Origin of the sequence: Cupriavidus sp. SIMBA_020 (genome assembly GCF_046535395.1) — a bacterium.
Taxonomy (GTDB): domain Bacteria; phylum Pseudomonadota; class Gammaproteobacteria; order Burkholderiales; family Burkholderiaceae; genus Cupriavidus; species Cupriavidus campinensis.
In genome coordinates, this window is record NZ_JAWRWU010001845.1 from 1 (window position 1) to 229 (window position 229).

1 protein-coding gene is annotated in these 229 nt (G+C 65.9%); it reads right to left on the reverse strand.

What is annotated here, in order from left to right:
* A partial coding sequence (locus SB751_RS35980; RefSeq protein WP_410749723.1) for an FUSC family protein occupies nucleotides 1-229 on the reverse strand: 229 nt, incomplete at both ends.

Below are 229 nucleotides of genomic sequence, written 5' to 3' on the forward strand. Positions count from 1 at the left end.
GATTGGGTGCGACCGCAACGGTGACGATCGCGCCGGTCGCGATGCCGGCCACGCGATAGATGGTCTTCGGTCGGAACGTGCCGGCCATCGGCTGTGCGGTCACGTATACCGTGAGCAGCGCCCACCACGGGCGCGGAAAGCTGACGGCGAACGAGATCAGCAGCACGAGCGCGGCCGCGACGAAGGTGGTGACCGAGAACAGCAGCTTTCTCGGATCGATGGAGAAGGG